Source organism: Herbaspirillum sp. VT-16-41, from assembly GCF_001994935.1.
GTDB classification, from domain to species: Bacteria; Pseudomonadota; Gammaproteobacteria; order Burkholderiales; family Burkholderiaceae_D; genus Herbaspirillum; species Herbaspirillum frisingense.
Genome location: NZ_MUXB01000120.1, coordinates 17,848 through 34,545, shown reverse-complemented (window position 1 = coordinate 34,545; position 16,698 = coordinate 17,848). Strand labels below are relative to the sequence as shown.

General features: G+C 62.7%; 15 protein-coding genes. 11 read left to right on the top strand and 4 right to left on the bottom strand.

Translation table 11 applies throughout. The features are described from left to right. Nucleotides 1–97: 97 nt before the first annotated feature. From BTM36_RS17715 to BTM36_RS17700, 4 genes are all read right to left on the bottom strand, one after another. Nucleotides 98–886, bottom strand: coding sequence for an enoyl-CoA hydratase-related protein (locus BTM36_RS17715; protein WP_077237325.1), 789 nt, complete (start codon nucleotides 884–886; stop codon nucleotides 98–100). Further along, a complete protein-coding gene (locus BTM36_RS17710) occupies nucleotides 883–2,418 on the bottom strand; it encodes a 3-hydroxyacyl-CoA dehydrogenase (RefSeq protein WP_077237324.1) in 1,536 nt (511 codons plus the stop codon). Before BTM36_RS17710 ends, BTM36_RS17715 begins: the two co-directional genes overlap by 4 nt. A gap of 28 nt (nucleotides 2,419–2,446) precedes the next feature. After that, nucleotides 2,447–3,796: an MFS transporter gene (locus BTM36_RS17705; protein ID WP_077237323.1), complete on the bottom strand. Its 1,350-nt coding sequence runs from the start codon at nucleotides 3,794–3,796 to the stop codon at nucleotides 2,447–2,449. A gap of 233 nt (nucleotides 3,797–4,029) precedes the next feature. Further along, nucleotides 4,030–5,583 carry a sigma 54-interacting transcriptional regulator gene (locus tag BTM36_RS17700; RefSeq protein ID WP_217349594.1) on the bottom strand — a complete coding sequence of 518 codons (1,554 nt, stop codon included), beginning with the start codon at nucleotides 5,581–5,583 and terminating at the stop codon, nucleotides 4,030–4,032. A gap of 406 nt (nucleotides 5,584–5,989) precedes the next feature. Here BTM36_RS17700 and BTM36_RS17695 point away from each other — a divergent pair, with 406 nt between their 5' ends. From BTM36_RS17695 to BTM36_RS17645, 11 genes are all read left to right on the top strand, one after another. Next, nucleotides 5,990–6,475, top strand: a complete 486-nt coding sequence (locus BTM36_RS17695) for an OsmC family protein (RefSeq protein ID WP_077237461.1) — start codon at nucleotides 5,990–5,992, stop codon at nucleotides 6,473–6,475. A gap of 45 nt (nucleotides 6,476–6,520) precedes the next feature. Next, entirely contained in the window at nucleotides 6,521–7,663 is a 1,143-nt protein-coding gene (locus BTM36_RS17690; RefSeq protein ID WP_077237321.1) for an acyl-CoA dehydrogenase family protein, read from the top strand. Further along, nucleotides 7,660–9,015, top strand: a complete 1,356-nt coding sequence (locus BTM36_RS17685) for an FAD-dependent oxidoreductase (RefSeq protein WP_077237320.1) — start codon at nucleotides 7,660–7,662, stop codon at nucleotides 9,013–9,015. The genes BTM36_RS17690 and BTM36_RS17685 overlap by 4 nt, the downstream gene beginning before the upstream one ends. Nucleotides 9,016–9,070: 55 nt before the next feature. Beyond that, entirely contained in the window at nucleotides 9,071–10,474 is a 1,404-nt protein-coding gene (locus BTM36_RS17680) for a CmpA/NrtA family ABC transporter substrate-binding protein (protein WP_077237319.1), read from the top strand. A gap of 18 nt (nucleotides 10,475–10,492) precedes the next feature. Then, entirely contained in the window at nucleotides 10,493–11,362 is an 870-nt protein-coding gene (gene ntrB, locus BTM36_RS17675; RefSeq protein WP_077237318.1) for a nitrate ABC transporter permease, read from the top strand. Next, complete coding sequence (locus BTM36_RS17670; RefSeq protein WP_006464968.1) at nucleotides 11,352–12,281, top strand: ABC transporter ATP-binding protein; 930 nt, start codon at nucleotides 11,352–11,354, stop codon at nucleotides 12,279–12,281. The genes ntrB and BTM36_RS17670 overlap by 11 nt, the downstream gene beginning before the upstream one ends. A 45-nt stretch (nucleotides 12,282–12,326) precedes the next feature. Continuing rightward, nucleotides 12,327–12,776: a cyanase gene (gene cynS / locus BTM36_RS17665; RefSeq protein WP_006464967.1), complete on the top strand. Its 450-nt coding sequence runs from the start codon at nucleotides 12,327–12,329 to the stop codon at nucleotides 12,774–12,776. An 89-nt stretch (nucleotides 12,777–12,865) separates the two neighbouring features. Beyond that, on the top strand, nucleotides 12,866–13,726 hold the full coding sequence (locus BTM36_RS17660; RefSeq protein ID WP_077237460.1) for an MBL fold metallo-hydrolase: 861 nt from the start codon (nucleotides 12,866–12,868) through the stop codon (nucleotides 13,724–13,726). Nucleotides 13,727–13,736: 10 nt separating this feature from the next. Continuing rightward, complete coding sequence (locus tag BTM36_RS17655) at nucleotides 13,737–14,159, top strand: DUF302 domain-containing protein (protein ID WP_077237317.1); 423 nt, start codon at nucleotides 13,737–13,739, stop codon at nucleotides 14,157–14,159. 87 nt (nucleotides 14,160–14,246) lie between these two features. Then, nucleotides 14,247–16,106, top strand: a complete 1,860-nt coding sequence (locus BTM36_RS17650) for a methyl-accepting chemotaxis protein (protein WP_077237316.1) — start codon at nucleotides 14,247–14,249, stop codon at nucleotides 16,104–16,106. 118 nt (nucleotides 16,107–16,224) lie between these two features. Further along, complete coding sequence (locus BTM36_RS17645) at nucleotides 16,225–16,548, top strand: co-chaperone YbbN (RefSeq protein WP_077237315.1); 324 nt, start codon at nucleotides 16,225–16,227, stop codon at nucleotides 16,546–16,548. Nucleotides 16,549–16,698: the final 150 nt, after the last annotated feature.

Genomic DNA, 16,698 nt, shown 5'->3' with positions numbered 1-16,698 from the left:
ATTCGGCCGTTCATTGACGAATTATCCCCGAATTATCCGTTAGCTCAAACTTTTGACTGATACCCGTCCATACTGCCTTTGCCCGCTGCCTGGCGGCTCAGCGCCCCTGATAGCGCGCTGCTCTCTTTTCCAGGAACGCCTGCATGCCCTCCTTCTGGTCCTGCGTGTCGAACAGCATCTGGAAGGCACGCCGTTCCAGCGCCAGCGCACTGTCCAGCGCCATATCCTGACCCTGCTGCATGACCTCCCGGATCGCCCGCACCGCCAGCGGCGGCATGGCCGCAATGGTGCTTGCCAGTTCGCGCGAGCGCGCCAGCGCCTGGCCGTCTTCGCAGACTTCCGAGACCATGCCCATGGCCAGGGCTTCGCGTGCGCTGACCGCTTCGCCGGTCAATACCAGCTTCATGGCCTGGTACTTGCCGATGGTGCGCACCAGCCGTTGCGTGCCGCCGGCACCCGGCATGATGCCCACGCGGATTTCCGGCTGGCCCAGCCTGGCAGTCTCGCCGGCGACGATGAGGTCGCAGCACAGCGCCAGCTCGCAGCCGCCGCCCAGTGCATAGCCTTCCACTGCCGCAATCAGCACCTTGTCTACGCGACGCAGCACATTGAAGACGCGGTCGGTGGCTTGCAGGGTATGCGAGGTCGGCGTCATCGTCGCCATCTCGCCGATATCGGTCCCGGCGACGAAATAGCGGTCCGAGCCGGTGAGGATGATCACGCGTACCGTCGGGTCCGCCGCCGCCGCGTCGATCAGCTCGGCCAGGGCCTGCTTGACCTCCAGATTGAGGGCATTGCGGCGTTCCGGCCGGTCGATGGTGATGACGGCCACCGCGTCGGAGATTTCGCAGCGGACGGGCGCTGTCCTGTCGGCAGCCTGGCTCATGCGCTGGCCCCCTCGGAAAAGAAGGCGCGATTCGTCAATGCCATGCGCGCCAGCAGCGGCGAGAGACGGTAGCGGTCCTCGCCATAGCTCAGTGACAGATGGCGGATCACGCGCGCCACATGGGCAATGCCGATGCGGTCAGCCCAGGCCAGCGGCCCACGCGGATAGTTCACGCCGTTGAGCATCGCCAGATCCACATCGGCGGCCGTGGCAATCGTCTGCTGCACGGCGTCGGCGCCTTCGTTGGCCAGCATCGCCACGGTGCGCATGACCACCAGCCCCGGGCAGTCATCCAGTACGACGACCGACTTGCCGATACCGGCGAAGAAGGCCTGGGCGACGGTGAGTGCATGGCGATCCGTCTGGTCGGCCGGCGCCAGCGCAATGCTGCGCGCCTGACGATAGTCCAGGGCCAGGTCGAAGACCACCTGCACGCCATCCCTGGCAAAGCGCTCGCTGGCACTGCGGCCGTCGCTCAGGGCCAGGGTCACGCCATCGATGTGCAGCACACCCGCGCCGTCGGTCACACGTACTGGCAGGCCATGTTCGTGCGCCAGGTCGATGAGTGCGGCGGCGGGGCCCAGTTCGCCTTCGGCGATGACACTGCCTATGGTGTAGCCGGCAGGGGTGTCGGCGGCGGGCCTGACCGCGTCGCCTGTCTGCGCCTCCACGTCATAACGGTAGAAGCCGCGCCCGCTCTTGCGCCCCAGCCAGCCGGCGTCGACCAGCTCCTTCTGCAGCAACGATGGTTTGTAGCGTGGGTCCTGGTAGAGCGCGTCGTAGACCGATTGGGTGACGGCGTAATTGACGTCGTGGCCGATCATGTCCATCAGCTCGAAGGCGCCCATGCGGAAGCCGCCCGTCTCGCGCAGCACACGATCCAGGGTGGCGGCATCGGCAGCGCCCTCGGCCAGCAGGCGCAGTGCCTCGCCATAGTAGGGGCGGGCGATGCGATTGACGATGAAGCCCGGCGTGGAGCGGCAATGCACCGGGACTTTTTTCCAGGCCAGGGCGGTCTCGAAGATGGTCTGCACCACTGCCTCGGCACTGGCCTTGCCGCTGACCACCTCGACCAGCGGCAGCAGCGGTGCCGGGTTGAAGAAGTGCATGCCCACCACCTGCTGTGGCCGTGCCAGTCCGGCGGCGATGGCGGTGATCGACAGGGAGGACGTATTGCTGGCGATGATGGCGTCCGGGCGCAGCAGTTGCTCCAGTTGCGACAGCACGGCGATCTTCACGTCCAGTCGTTCGACGATGGCTTCGATCACCAGTGCGGCGCCGGCCAGCTCCTGCAGGCTGCCGCCGCGCAGGCGGGCCAGGCAGGCATCGTGATGGGCCTGGTCTATCTTGCCCTTGGCCAGTAGCCGGGCATAGCGGCTGCGGATGCCATCAAGGCCACGTTCCAGTGCGCCCGCTGCGGCATCGTGCAAGACCACCGGATGACCGGCGTCGAGAGCCACCTGGGCGATGCCGCTGCCCATGGCGCCGGCGCCGATGATGCCGATGAGGGTGTCTGGTTTCAAGGCGTTCATGTGGGTATGCAAAGAGGTCATGGCGTGGTCAGGCTGCGGCGGTGCGGGGCTTCGGTTTGACGCCCAGCAGAAGGGTGAACGCACCCACCAGCATCCAAGCGCCGAAGTAGTACTGGCCGGTGGCGAGGCTGCCGGTGGTGCTGGAGAGCCAGCCCACCAGCATCGGGCTGAACACGCTGCCGATACCGGCCAGGGTGCTGAGCAGGGCGATGCCGGCCGCCAGTGCGGTGCCGGAAAGGAATTGCGCCGGCAGGATCCAGAACGGTCCGGTCAGGCTGAAGGTGCCCGCGGTCACCAGGGTCAGCATCGCCAGCGACAGGGGAATGCTGTTCTGCACCGAAGGCAGAGCGATCCAGCCGATGCCGGCGATGATGGCCGGGATGGCCACGTGCCAGCGGCGCTCGCCGGTGCGATCGGAGTGACGGGCATTGAGATACTGGATGACGATGGCCGCAGCAAAGGGAATGGCCGAGAGCAGGCCCACCGTGGCGATGTCATGCACGCCCGCCTTGCGGATGATGGTGGGCAGCCAGAAGAACACCCCACCGGTGCCGACCAGCACGGCCACGCCCATGCCGGCCAGCCAGTACAGCTGAGGATTACGCAGCGCGTCGCCGAAGGAATGTCCGCCGCCCTTGGGTTTGGCGGCCTGGTCGGCCTGCATGTCGGCCGTCACCAGGGCGCGTTCTTCGGGAGTGAGCCAACGGCAATGATCCGGCTTGTCATTCAGGTAGAAATAGGCCACCACGCCCAGCACGCAGGCTGGCAGGCCTTCGATGATGAACAGCCATTGCCAGCCGCGCATGCCCGCCACGCCCTCGAAGGCGTGCATCAGCCAGCCCGAGAGCGGGCCGCCGATCAGTCCGGCCAGCGGGATGGAGGCGGTGAACAGGGCCGTGAAGCGTGCACGGCGAGACAGCGGAACCCAATAGGTGAGATAGAGCAGCATGCCCGGAAACAGCCCTGCCTCGGCCGCGCCCAGCAGCAGGCGCATGAGGTAGAAATGCGTGGCGGTCTGCATGAACGCCAGGGCGGCACAGAACAGGCCCCACAGCACCATGATGCGCAGCAGGGTCTTGCGCGCACCGATCTTTTGCAGCCACAGGTTGCTGGGGACTTCGAAGAGGATGTAGCCCACATAGAAGATGCCGGCGCCGATGCCATAGATGGCATCGGTGAAATTGAGATCGGCCAGGAAGTGCAGCTTGGCAAAGCCGACATTGGAGCGGTCGATGAAGGAGACCACGTACACCAGCATCAGGAAGGGCATGATGCGCCACAGGATCTTGCGGTAGGTGGCATCAGCCAGCGTGGCGCGGTCCGGTGCCATGGACTGCTTGCCGGCCTGCCCCAGGGATGCGGAATCAGCGTTGCTCATCGGGTCTCCTCGTTCATTGTTCTTTATCGATGCTGTTGGATGCGCCGGCCTCCTGCCTCGTGTCTCATGTAAGGGGAAGGGAAGAGGGAGCGGATCATTAAAATCATTAGGTCATACTTATGACCTTTTGGCGAGAATACCGTGCCGATGCCTTGCTGTCAAATCCGGGATGGGGAGGTGGTCCGGTGCGGCGGCCTTGCATGCCCGGACCGCGATGCGCTCGGTCGAGCAGCTTATTCCAGCCCCAGCTTCTCCCAGCGGTAGGAAAACTGTCGTGGCGTGAGGCCCAGTAGTTGCGCGGCGCGCGACTTGTTGCCTGCGCTTTGCGTCAGCGCCGCCGTCAGTTGCGCTGCGGAGTGCGAGGCCACTGGGGCATACGGCCTGACCGCAACAGCAGTCGATGCCACGTCCTGGCCCCAGGAGGCACTGTTCATCGGCCGCATCGCCGCCTCCTGATGCTGTGGCGGCAATGGCTGCGCCATGCCAGAGCTTTTGCGCTTGTCCGGCAGGAAACGCGCAATGTCGCGGGCATCGAGGATAGGGTGCTCAGCCAGCAGGATCGCGCGCTCGATGAGATTGGAGAGCTCGCGGATATTGCCAGGCCACTCCTGCTGCTGGAGCAGGTCCAGCGCATCCTGGGAGAGATTGACATTGCGCTGGTGCGCCTGGTTGATGTGATTGAGGAAATGCAGGACCAGCGCTGGAATGTCCTCACGCCGTTCGGCCAGCGAGGGAAGATGGATGGGGATCACATTGAGCCGATAGTACAGATCCTGCCGGAATGCGCCGACCTCGACCTCATGCGCCAGGTCCCTGTTGGTGGCGGCGACCAGCCGCACATCGATGGCAATTTCCTTTTTGCCCCCCAGGCGCGTAATGGTGCCTTCCTGCAAGGTACGCAGCAGCTTGGTTTGCATTGCCAGCGGCATCTCACCGATCTCATCGAGAAAGATGCTGCCTGCATTGGCCTGCTCGAACCATCCTGCACGTGCAGTAGCTGCGCCGGTAAAGGCGCCGCGCTCGTGCCCGAACAGTTCCGATTCGAACAGCGTGTCGGGGATGGCAGCGCAATTGATCTTGATGAAGGGCTTGTCGCGCCGCGGGCTGGCCAGGTGCAGTGCGCGTGCGAAGAGTTCCTTGCCGGTCCCGGATTCGCCCATCAGCAGGACGCTGGCTGTAGCGTCGGAAACCCGCTCAAGCTCAGAAATTGCCTTCAGCAGCGAAGGGGCGGTACCGACGATCCCATAGCGGGTGGCCTCGGCTTGCAACGCCTTGGTCAGGATTTCATTGCGCTGTTCCAGCACCTTGGTCTTGGCCAGAAGACTCTGTTGCAGTTGCAGCAACTGGCCCGCCAGCGTACTGAGGATGCGCAGCACCGTGAGGTCGTCACTGAGCGTGCGCATCCGGCTGCGGATGCGGTGACAGGCCATCACGCCCACGGTCTGGCGGTCGATCTTGATCGGCATGGCGATGAAGGAAACCGGGCCGGAGGGAAGGTCCTCCCGCCGCACCGTACGCAGCAGGAAGCGCGGTTCCTGGTCAATATCCTGAACGATGGTCAACTGCCCGGTCGCCAGCACGCGCCCGGTCACGCCATCGCCAGGCTGGTACACCCCGCGTGCCATCTCCTGGCGCGTCATGCCATATGCGTAATGGATGCGCGCCGTCTCGCTACCCTCGTCGCGCAGGACCACGCGGCCCCGGTTCAATCCCAGTAGTTCGGAGAGCAGATGCAGCATCTCGCGCAGGACCACTTCGGGAGAAAGGCTCTTGCCGACCAGGGACATCACCTGTTCAAACAACAACATTTCCTGTTGGCGCCAAAACGAGGGCGAGCTATCGGAATCGATGTCGATTTCGGGGTCAGGGGTCATGGAGGCCGGTGGTGGTGAGGCAAAAGAATGGATCGGTCAATTATCGCCATGAAGATTAACAATGTCTACAAATTGTAAACATTGTCGGACATTTGATGAGTGGGCGAAATTGTCGCTGAAAATGGGTTTTGTGATTTAAATCAATGACTTACCGTGACAAATCGTCTTGGCACAGCTTTTGCCATTAGGGAAGGGCCGGAGAAAGATCTTCTGGCTGGCACGGCGCCAAAAGCCGTTATTTCCCAAGGAGCGTTCCGTGACTACCGCCACCCCCCAGACCGTCCAGACCTATCTGCGTCCGATTGATCGCGACGGACTGATGAAATTCGCCGAACAGGGCCGTGACAACCCCGCGCGTCGTGGCACGAACAAGGTCCATACCGTTGTCGAGGGTCAGTACCGCACTCTCAGCTATGTCGGTGACCACGCCGCCGTGGTGGTGGATGAGCCGCTACATCTGTTCGGAGAAGACACCGCGCCAGCCCCGGGCGAGATCGTGCTGTCTGCGCTGGGCGGCTGCCTGGCGGTGGGCATCACCGCCGTGGCGACCTGGAAGCAGGTCAAGCTGTCGCGTCTGGAATTGTTCGTGGAGGGCGATATCGGCAACCCCGCTGCCTGGGGTGCCGGTGGCGCGCAGATGCAGCCTTCCGAGATGGGCTTCCAGGCAATCCGCGTCAAGGTGCTGGTGGAAGGCGATGCCAGTCGCGAAGAACTTGACGAGATCGTCAAACAGGCCAACTTCTACTCGCCAGTGGCCAACACCATGCGTAACCCCATCCCCTTCAGCATCGGCCTGGCCGACTGATTTCGTCGCGCCAGTCCCCGCCATCAGCTTGTTGAGGAGAACGTCATGACCACCATAGATATCCGTAGTGCACAACTCGATCCGGCCCTTGGCGATGCCGCCGTGGTGGCCGCCGTGGCCGGTGTTGCGGTCGACCAGTTGGCGCCGCTGGCGACCAGGATCGACCATGAGGGCCACTATCCGCTGGAGGTCATGGCGTCGCTGGCGCGCGCGGGGGCCTTTGCCGGCCATTTGCGGCGCAACGGCGAGCGTTATGGGCTGGCGCTGGGCGCCATGCATGAAATCAGCAGGCAGTGTGGCTCGACCGGTTTCCTGACCTGGGCGCATGACGTCTGCGCGCTGTACCTTGAACAATCCGGCAACCCCGCCCTCGACGGCCAGTTGCTGGACGACCATGTGGCAGGGCGCAGCTTCGGAGGCACCGGCCTGTCCAATCCCATGAAGGCCTTCGCCGGGATCGAACGAATGTTGCTGCGCGCGCGCCGGGTAGCGGGCGGTTACCGGGTCAGCGGTGCCTTGCCCTGGGTCAGCCATATCGGGCCGGGTCAGTACTTCGGCGCGATTGCCTCGGTCTATCGCGATGACCAGTCGCATTCGCATGACATCATCTTTCTGGTTCGCTGTGACCAACAGGTGGTGCTGCGTCAATGTCCGGAGTTTTCCGGGATGGAAGGCACCAGTACCTGGGGTGTGCGTCTGGAGGATTACTTCGTCGGCGAAGACAATATGATCGCCGATCCGGCCCGGCCTTTTATTGAAAAGATCCGCGCTGCCTTCATCCTGCTGCAGATAGGAATGGCCACCGGGCTGATCCAGGGAGCGCTTGATTCCATGCGCGACGTGGAACCGCTGCTGGGGCATGTGAACCAGTTCCTGGACGACCGCCCGGATGAACTGGAAGCCGAATATCTCGAACTGGCTGGCCGCGTCGCCAGGCTTGTCGGCTCGCCCTTCGACGGCAGCAAGGATTATATGCTGGACGTGCTCGACGCCCGCGCCCAGGGGGCCGAGCTGGCGCTGCGAGCGACCCAGTCGGCATTGTTGCATCAGGGCGCGCGCGGCTACCTGATCAACTCGGCCCCGCAACGGCGCGTACGCGAGGCGCATTTCGCAGCCATCGTCACACCCGCCATCAAGCATCTGCGCTCGGAAATGGCGCGCCTGTCCCGCGAAGAGGTGCCGGCATGAGCCTCGCTGTCGTGAAGTGGCGCCAATACCTGTGCCGCGCCTGCGGCCTGATCTACGACGAACAGGAAGGCGATCCCGATAGCGGCCTGCCGCCGGGAACACGCTTTGAAGACATACCCGACGATTGGGTTTGCCCCCTGTGCGGTGTGGTCAAGGCGGACTTCGAGCCCTATGCACCGCAGTCGGAGGCGCCGCCGCCGCCGTCGGGCGCAACGATGCAGGCTTCGACGCACCGCCGCGGGGTCATCGTCGTCGGTGCCGGCATCGCTGGCTGGTCGGTGGTCGAGGCGCTTCGCAAGCTGGATGCCGATGTTCCCATCACCCTGGTGACTGCCTGCGCCGGGGACCGGTATCACAAACCGGAGTTGTCGATCGCACTCAGCCGCAAGCTCGACCCCGCTGCCCTGGTACGCGAATCGGCAGCCGAATCGTCCCGACGTCTTCGGGTGCGTCTACTCAGCGGGACCTATGCCATCGGCATTGCTCCTGGCCTGCGACAACTGCGTACCACGCGCGGCACCCTGCGTTATACCGACCTCGTGCTGGCCCAGGGAGCCAAGCCCTACCTGCCGGCCGAGGTGCCGCCTGCGTTGTGCTGGCGCGTCAACGATCTGGCAGGTTGGAGTGGCCTGCAAGCAGGTCTTGCAGGGGCTGCAAGGCGCGTGGCCATCATCGGCGCCGGCATGGTGGGGTGCGAGCTGGCCGAGGATTTTGCGCGCGCAGGGCATCAGGTCAGCTTGCTTGACGTAGCAGCGCTGCCACTGGCGCAACTGCTGCCGCCGCAAGCCGCTGAGCGCATGCGTGCCAGTTTCCAGTCCCAGGGCATTGCCTTCTACGGGCAGACCCGGATCAGCCACATCGCTGGCAGCGCGCAAGGCATCAAGGAAATCCGCGGTGCCGACGGCCTTAGCCTCAGTTGCGACCAGATCGTGGTCGCCACCGGCCTGCATACCGAGAGCCGCCTGGCCCGCGGTGCGGGGCTGGCGTTCGAGCGAGGTATTGCGGTCGATGCCGCTACCTTGCGCACCAGCGCCGAGCACATCTATGCGCTGGGCGATTGCATCAGCATCGCCGGCACACCCTGTCGCTTCATCGAACCATTGGCGCGTCAGGCAGCAGTGATCGCCGCCCAGTTGCTCGGCCTGGCCGGGCCGCAATACGAGCACCGGCCGCCGGTCATCCGCCTCAAGACCAAATCGCTTTCGGTGGTACTGCATGGCCAGCCCTGCGCCAATGGCCAATGGCTGGTTCTGGAGGACAGCCCGGAGGTCCTCCGAATGCATCAGCTCTACCAGGACAAGATCGTTGCCGCGCTGGACATGAGTGTCCCGCGACAACGCCTGGCCGCCTGATATCGCCGCATCTCTGTTGATATTTCACCCATCCACTCCCAACCAGGGGCCTTGCATGACCGATAAAAATCTCTATCGTCCGTATTCCCTCGACACCTCGTTGGCGGCCTGTTCATGCGGCCAGCATGCCTCCGAGGAGGAGCATGCGAACCAGGCCGCAGCGGCCAGCGCGACCCGATTGGCCCGCGCTGGAGACGTCGAGGCGCTGTCATGCGACTTCGTCGAAGCGGCCGCCGTGCGCGCGCTGTTTCCTCACGATGCCACGCGCCGCAACCTGATCAAGGCGATCGGTTCCCATGCACTGATGGCTGCAGTGGCGTCAGTGCTGCCGTTGGGCAGCCTGCAGGCGCAAGCGCTGGAAAAACAGGGCAGTCTGGAAAAGAAGAGCCTCAGGATCGGCTTCATTCCCATCAATTGCGCGACGCCACTGATCATGGCCGACCCGATGGGCATGTACCGGGAGCAGGGCCTGGATGTGACCCTCAGCAAGACCGCAGGCTGGGCGCTGGTACGCGACCAGATGATCAATGGCGAACTGGATGCATCGCATTTCCTGGCGCCGATGCCGCTGGCAATCTCCGCCGGCCTTGGCGCGGCCGCGCAACCGATGCGGGTAGCCATGATCCAGAACATCAATGGTCAGGCCATCACGCTGGCACTGCGGCACAAGGACAACCGTGATCCGCGTCGTTGGAAGGGATTCAAGTTCGCCATTCCCTTCGAGTATTCGATGCACAACTTCCTGTTGCGCTATTACCTGGCCGAGCATGGCATCGATCCCGACCGCGATGTGCAACTGCGGGTGACGCCACCGGCGGAAATGATCGCCAACCTGCGCGCCGGCAATATCGACGGCTTTCTCGGTCCCGATCCCTTCAACCAACGTGCGGTATACGACCAGATCGGTTTCATCCATCTGCTGACCAAGGATATCTGGAACGGCCATCCCTGCTGTGCCTTTGGCACCACGCAGGCCTTCATCGACCGCAACCCCAATACCTTCGCGGCGCTCTACCGGGCCATTCTCAACGCCAGCGCCATGGCGCACAAGGCCGAGAACCGGGCGGCCATCGCGCGGGCCATTTGCACCCCGGGCTATCTGAATCAGCCCGAGACAGTGGTACTGCAAGCCCTCAGCGGTCGTTATGCCGACGGGCTGGGTAATGTGCGCAACGAACCGGATCGCGCGGATTTCGACGCCATGCCCTGGTACTCGATGGCGACCTGGATGCTGACCCAGATGAAACGATGGGGCTACATCAAGGGGGATATGAACTACCAGGCGCTGGCGGAAAAGGTGTTCCTGCTCACTGACGCGCGTCGCCAGATGACAGCACTGGGCATGCAGGTGCCGGCGGCGGCCAGCAATGGCTACCGTTCGTTCAGCATCATGGGCAAGACCTTTGATCCGACCAATCCGCAGGGCTACCTGAACAGCTTCGCCATCAAGCGAACCTGACCGCAGCGAGGAAAGAACATGAACCATCAACTCAAACTGCGTGCGGCTTTGTTGTCGGTGTTGCTGCTGTTGCTTCTGCTGGGTATCTGGCAACTGGCAACGATGCCGCGTGCCTCGGCCCCCACCGCGGTCAGCGCCAAGGATGCCGAATACGCAGCCCTCATGGGGCAGGCCCCGTCTGCCGCCGGAGACACGCCGGCGAAGGTCGACGGCTTTCCTACGCCCGGGCAGTTCCTGCATATCGCGGCACGGCACCTGAGCGATCCTTTCTACGATCATGGCCCCAACGACAAGGGCATCGGCATCCAGTTGGCGCATTCCCTGCTGCGCGTGGCACTCGGGTATCTGCTGGCCATGCTGGTCGCCATTCCGCTGGGCTTTGCTATCGGCATGTCCCCACTTCTGTATCGAGCCATCGACCCTTTCATCCAGGTGCTAAAGCCCATCTCGCCGCTGGCCTGGATGCCCATTGCGCTCTACACCATCAAGGATTCTTCGGTCTCGGGCATCTTCGTCATCTTCATCTGCTCGGTATGGCCGATGCTCATCAATACCGCCTTCGGCGTGGCCGGTGTACGCCGTGACTGGCTCAACGTGGCACGTACCCTGGAAGTCTCACCGCTACGCAAGGCCTTTTTGGTGATCCTGCCGGCTGCCGCTCCCACCATCATCACCGGCATGCGCATCTCCATGGGGATCGCCTGGCTGGTCATCGTTGCCGCCGAGATGCTCATCGGCGGCAACGGGGTCGGCTATTTCCTGTGGAACGAATGGAACAACCTCTCGCTGTCGAACGTGATCTTTGCCGTCCTCGTCATTGGCGTCGTCGGCATGCTGCTCGACATCCTCTTCGCCGCCCTGCAAAAGAAGGTGACCTATGCTGAATGATCGCACCCGGGATACTTCCCGGTCCCCCGCCGGCCGACCCTTCGTCCAGGTTGACGGCCTGTCCAAGCAGTACCGGCACGACCTGCCGCCGGTATTCAATCAGGTACAGTTCGGCATCGAGCGTGGCGAGTTCATCTGCATCATCGGCCACTCCGGATGCGGCAAGAGCACCATCCTGAATGTGTTGGCCGGGCTGGAGGCGGCCACCACCGGCACCGTCATCATGGACAACCGCGAGGTGGCCGGACCTGGCCTGGATAGGGGCGTCGTGTTCCAGAGCCACGCCCTGTTGCCCTGGCTGAGCGTGGAAGAGAACATCGCCTTCGCAGTGCGTTCGCGCTACGCCGACTGGAGCCGCGACAAGGTGGCGGCCCACGCTGCGCGTTTCATCGAGATGGTCGGCCTGTCGGCCGCAGCCAAAAAGAAGCCTGCCGAGCTTTCCGGCGGCATGAAGCAGCGCGTCGGCATTGCCCGTGCCTTCGCCATCGAGCCCAAGATGCTGCTCATGGATGAGCCCTTCGGCGCGCTTGACGCCCTCACGCGCGGCGTCATCCAGGACGAGTTGCTCAACATCTGCGAGGCGACGCAACAGACCGTCTTCATGATCACCCACGACGTGGACGAAGCCATCCTGCTGGCCGATCGCATCTTCCTGATGAGTAACGGCCCCAAGGCGCGTATCGCCGAGATCGTGATCAACACACTCTCGCCGCAGCGCACCCGGGCCACCATTCATCGTGATCCCCAGTTCTACCGGATACGCAACCACCTCGTCGATTTCCTGGTGCACCGATCCAGGACATTCCAGATGTCGGGCGAGGTGGCCGAGCTGGCCGTCACGCGCATCGTACGGCCTGGCCTGGAGTCCGACGCCGTGCCTGACATCTCCTCTGTGCTGGATATACGCGCTTCGGCGTGAGTCCGCGCACCGCTTTTTTTCAACCCGTCAATTCGGAGCTATCAAATGATTTCCAGTCGTGAAGAAGTAACCAAGATGATCCTTTCTGCCAAGGTAATGAAGGGCATCAAGTGGAGTCAGGTCACCGCGGCTACCGGCCTTTCCAAGGAATGGAGCACGGCGGCCTGCCTGGGCCAGATGACCCTCGACAAGAGCCAGGCGGAAGCCGTCGGCCGGCTCTTCGACCTGAGTGACGAAGCCGTCGCGTGGTTGCAGATCGTTCCGTACAAGGGCTCCCTGCCTACGGCCGTGCCGACCGATCCGCTCATCTATCGCTGGTACGAGATGGTCAATGTCTATGGCACCACCATCAAGGAGCTGATCCACGAGGAGTTTGGCGACGGCATCATGAGTGCCATCGATTTCAAGATGGATATCCAGCGCCAGGCCGATCCGAATGGCGATCGCGTCAATGTACTGCTTTCCGGGAAGTACTTGCCGTACAAGACCTATTGAAATTGAAGGGCCGGGGCCGGTAAAGGACATGACCGCGCTGACGACGCGGCGTGTATTTGCTTGAGGACCTGGCGTTCAGGGCCAATGAGATGACACCACGGATAGAAGCTTTCTTCGATGCCACCACCGGGACCTTCAGCTATGTCGTCCACGAAGAGGGTGGCGTAGCATGCGCCATCATCGATTCAGTGCTCGGCTACGATCAACGCTCCGGCCGCACCTCTGCTGCCGGCGCCGATCAGATCGCTGACTACGTCAGGCAAGGCGGCTTGCAGGTGCAATGGCATCTGGAGACCCATGTGCATGCTGATCACCTCTCTGCTGCCGCCTACCTGCGGCAGTCCCTGGGCGGGAAGATTGCCATGAGTGCTCGCATCGCCGATGTCAGGCAGACGTTTTCGCACGCCTTCGATCTGGCGCCGGCATCCTTGCAGGCGACGGACTTCGATCACCTCTTCGAGGATGGGGAGCGTTTTCTGATCGGACGGCTGAACGCCGAGGTCATATCGGTGCCAGGTCATACGCCAGCCGACCTGGCCTACCGCATTGGCGAGCAGGCCGTTTTCGTGGGCGATACCCTGTTCATGCCCGACATCGGTTCGGCGCGGTGTGATTTCCCTGGAGGAGACGCGCAGCTACTGTATCGCTCGGTGCGCAAGCTGCTGGCACTGCCACCGCAGACTGTGCTTTACATGTGCCATGACTATCCGCCTGATGGACGTGCGCCGGTCTGGCATACCACCGTGCAGGAGCAGCGCGAACGCAATATCCACCTGCGTGATGGTGTCGAACTGGCCGACTTTGTGCGCATGCGAACCCGGCGCGATGCCACGTTGTCCCTCCCGCAACTGATCATCCCCGCGCTGCAGGTCAATATGCATGCCGGCGAGCTACCGGCTGCAGGCGACAACGGCATCCGTTACCTGAAGATTCCGCTTAACACTTTCTGAACTGCTACTTATGAATGCCCGACTCGAGGGGGTGTGCTACGCCCCGGCCAACGTATTGTCGATCCGCAGCCGGCTGGATTTCAAGAAAACCCATGGCCTGCTGATCTCATTGCTGCGTGATCGCGGCCTCACGCTCTTTGCCGATATCGACCAGCAAGCCGCTGCTGCGCACAAGGGCCTGTCCTTGCGTCCCACCCGCGTACTGTTGTTCGGCAATCCAGCGCTGGGAACACCCATCATGCTCAGTAACCCGCGTGCTGCACTGGAATTGCCATTGAAAGTGGTGATCTGGGAAACCGCCGATGGCCGCACCTACCTTGATTATGCCGATCCCAGTGAGGCATTGCGAGCCGACTACGAAATCAGCGATGCCCTGCTGGCGCCTCTGATGGCGGTGCGCAAGCTGCTGTGCGCATTTTCCGATATCCAGTAAGTGGTAACCGGGGCGATCACACAGACCGGGCGGCTGGCCGATCGATGACCGCATGCGACGGTCCCGCCCTTTCACGCAAAGGTAGAGATGAGATTAAGATTCCAGACCCAATTGATGCTGGTGGTGCTTTCGGTGGCGCTGGCCTCCACCCTTGTAATCGGAGCGGTTGCAGCTTTCCAGGTCGACTCGGCCGAGAGTGGCAAGGCATTGCAAGGGGCGGGCCAGCAACAGGAAATGCTGGTGGAAGCGGCGCGCAGCGCGATGGCGCAGATTGCCTCTGATGCCCGCTTTGTGGTGATGACCCCGCCTTTCCAGGGGGCACTCAGGGCATTGGCCAACGAGGGCATCGATCCCGCCGATCAGAGCACCCAGGCCCAGTGGGCGGCGCGCGGTGAGACCAATCTGCGTGGGTTGATGCGGGTGCGCCCGGCCTACGACAGCGCCATCTTCATGGCTTCCGACGGACGCGTGCTTTTCGCCGCCGCCCGTGATGCCGGGACCATGGTGGCTGCTCCCCCGGCACCGGCGATACGACAACAGTTCCTCAGTGCCGATGACGTGCGCTTCTATGGTCGACTACAAGACGGACAGGTCGATGCGGCAGTACCGGTCATCAGAGACGGCAAGCATCTGGGTACGTTGGTGCTGAGTATGAAGTCGGCGGTGATCCTGCGCCCCACCACGGATGTGAGCGCAGCGCTCTATGATGGCGCAGGTGCCGCAGTGGCGCGCATGGGCGTCACTACCGCAAACGTGCAGCATCCTGCCGGTGGTGCCGCTTCCTATCTGCATGTGGGCGCCGATCTGGGGCGCTTCCAGGCCGCCAGCCGTTTTGATCACACAGGACCCGCCGGCAAGGGATGGTGGCTGGTGTCGGATCTGCCGCATCCGCCTCCTTCGCAGGCCTTGAACGAGTTGCTGCTATGGCTGATCTGCAGCACCGTGGTCATCGTCGTACTGGCATTTGCCGTCACCCGTATCGTCATGGGGCGGTTGGTGCAACGCTTCCTGGGGGCCGAACCCGAGGCCTTGGCGGCAATCGCAGAAGCCGTCGCCAATGGTGACCTGAGCCAGGCAGGGCAGGTCGGGAAGATTACCAGCGGAAGCGTTCTGTTCTCGCTGTTTGCCATGCGGAGCCAACTGGCGACCATCGTGCAGCGGTTGCGTGGCATGGCTAACGACATTGACCATGTTTCGCAAGAGATTGCCAATGGCAATGACGAACTGTCGCGTCGTACTGAGCTCACCGCCGAGCGGCTGCAACAGACTGCCGCAGCCATGGAGGAGGTAACCGTCGCCGTGAGTCAAAGTACCCAGGCTGCATCGCGGGCGCACTCGCTGGTGTCCGCTGCCAGTGGCGTGGCGCAGCAAGGCGGTACCGTGGTGGGGGAAGTGGTTCATACCATGGATGCCATCAATCAGAGTTCCAAGCAGATCGCAGAGATCATTGGACTCATTGACGGTATTGCTTTCCAGACCAATATCCTCGCACTCAACGCCGCAGTGGAGGCAGCGCGGGCCGGTGAGCAGGGGCGCGGGTTTGCAGTGGTGGCGTCGGAAGTGCGTTCGCTGGCACGTCGTTCCGCCGATGCTGCCAAGGAGATCAAGGTACTCATCGTCAATTCGGTCGGCATGATCGAAAACGGCGCCCGGCTGGCGCAGAACGCCGGATCGACCATGACCGAGATCGTGGCCGAGGTACGGCGCGTGAGCGAGATCACCGAAGAAATCCTGCGTTCCTCGCGCGAGCAGGACATGGCCATTGCCGATATCAGCCAGGCGGTCCAGGAGATCGATCACTCGACCCAGCAGAACGTGGCCCTGGTGGAAGAGTCCTCAGCCACATCCATCTCCCTCAAGCAACAGTCGCAGCAGCTGGCCGGCGCGGTGGCGGGTTTCGTGCTGGAGGCCAACGCCGAGCTGCGGAGTTTGCCATTGATCGGATAGCCAGGTAAGGGGACGTGGGTAGTCCCTTTCAGGAAGGTGGATTGCCATCATGGCAATCTACTTTCCTCTTTTTCATCTGTATCGGCCCTTAGTGCTATCACAGCGTAGGAGTCATTCCATGAGCGCCAGGCATACGACGGTAGAACACTTCGAGCGGGATGTACTGCATAGCGGCAGACCGGTCCTGGTCGGCTTCTGGGCGCCGTGGTGTGCGCCATGTCGCAGCATTGCGCCGAATCTGGACGCCATTGCGGGGGAGCATCAGGAAAAACTGGTGGTCTACAAGGTCGACGTCGATCAATGCCCTGCTCTCGCACAACGTTATGGCGTCACGGCGATTCCTGAGTTGAAGGTGTTCGTCGAGGGCAACGTGGTCAAGTCCTTCGGCGGCGCCATGTCAAAACGCTCGCTGGAGGTACAACTGGCGTCCTGGCTCTGGTAGGACGCTGCGCCCAGGTTGACGCTGCCACTTCAGGCGGGCGTCCATTACCTGAAAATACCTGTCTTGCCAAACTGGAAATTAAACCATTTCTTGCGCCCAGCTTCCAAGTTGTATGACTTCCGGGAGCGGCTATAGTCGGTCCCGACAATA

What these genes read in the sequence shown, in the direction of transcription:
- BTM36_RS17680 (WP_077237319.1), top strand. Translation starts at nt 9,071, where the DNA reads ATGACCGATAAAAATCTCTATCGTCCGTATTCCCTCGACACCTCGTTG.
- BTM36_RS17685 (WP_077237320.1), top strand. Translation starts at nt 7,660, where the DNA reads ATGAGCCTCGCTGTCGTGAAGTGGCGCCAATACCTGTGCCGCGCCTGC.
- BTM36_RS17670 (WP_006464968.1), top strand. Translation starts at nt 11,352, where the DNA reads ATGCTGAATGATCGCACCCGGGATACTTCCCGGTCCCCCGCCGGCCGA.
- BTM36_RS17660 (WP_077237460.1), top strand. Translation starts at nt 12,866, where the DNA reads ATGACACCACGGATAGAAGCTTTCTTCGATGCCACCACCGGGACCTTC.
- BTM36_RS17715 (WP_077237325.1), bottom strand. Translation starts at nt 886, where the DNA reads ATGAGCCAGGCTGCCGACAGGACAGCGCCCGTCCGCTGCGAAATCTCC.
- BTM36_RS17690 (WP_077237321.1), top strand. Translation starts at nt 6,521, where the DNA reads ATGACCACCATAGATATCCGTAGTGCACAACTCGATCCGGCCCTTGGC.
- BTM36_RS17655 (WP_077237317.1), top strand. Translation starts at nt 13,737, where the DNA reads ATGAATGCCCGACTCGAGGGGGTGTGCTACGCCCCGGCCAACGTATTG.
- BTM36_RS17710 (WP_077237324.1), bottom strand. Translation starts at nt 2,418, where the DNA reads ATGAACGCCTTGAAACCAGACACCCTCATCGGCATCATCGGCGCCGGC.
- BTM36_RS17700 (WP_217349594.1), bottom strand. Translation starts at nt 5,583, where the DNA reads ATGTCCCTGGTCGGCAAGAGCCTTTCTCCCGAAGTGGTCCTGCGCGAG.
- cynS (WP_006464967.1), top strand. Translation starts at nt 12,327, where the DNA reads ATGATTTCCAGTCGTGAAGAAGTAACCAAGATGATCCTTTCTGCCAAG.
- ntrB (WP_077237318.1), top strand. Translation starts at nt 10,493, where the DNA reads ATGAACCATCAACTCAAACTGCGTGCGGCTTTGTTGTCGGTGTTGCTG.
- BTM36_RS17695 (WP_077237461.1), top strand. Translation starts at nt 5,990, where the DNA reads ATGAAATTCGCCGAACAGGGCCGTGACAACCCCGCGCGTCGTGGCACG.
- BTM36_RS17650 (WP_077237316.1), top strand. Translation starts at nt 14,247, where the DNA reads ATGAGATTAAGATTCCAGACCCAATTGATGCTGGTGGTGCTTTCGGTG.
- BTM36_RS17645 (WP_077237315.1), top strand. Translation starts at nt 16,225, where the DNA reads ATGAGCGCCAGGCATACGACGGTAGAACACTTCGAGCGGGATGTACTG.
- BTM36_RS17705 (WP_077237323.1), bottom strand. Translation starts at nt 3,796, where the DNA reads ATGAGCAACGCTGATTCCGCATCCCTGGGGCAGGCCGGCAAGCAGTCC.